We start from the raw sequence: 249 nt of genomic DNA, 5'->3' as shown, positions 1-249 counted from the left end.
CTGCATAACACGCATTAGTTTTCGCTGAACAACACCGACATGATTAATGCCTTCGCTTGTACATTTTCCATATGCGCGAATTAATCCACCTGCGCCAAGTTTAATGCCACCAAAATAACGTGTAACGACAACGACGGTATCTTTTAAACCGCGTTTTTTTAGTACCTCTAACATAGGTACGCCAGCTGTGCCGCTAGGTTCTCCATCATCATTTGCTTTTTGGATTTGATCTTGTTCGCCAATCAAATA

1 protein-coding gene is annotated in these 249 nt (G+C 41.8%); it reads right to left on the bottom strand.

From position 1 onward, the window contains the following. The coding region (locus SB658_RS26210; RefSeq protein ID WP_410603413.1) for an IMPACT family protein at positions 1-249 on the bottom strand (249 nt) is incomplete at both ends.

Origin of the sequence: Bacillus sp. SIMBA_008, from assembly GCF_046535495.1 — a bacterium.
Classification (GTDB): Bacteria; Bacillota; Bacilli; order Bacillales; family Bacillaceae; genus Bacillus; species Bacillus subtilis.
The sequence above is the reverse complement of the archived record's forward strand: the minus strand, read 5'-3'. Positions and strand labels throughout refer to the sequence as shown.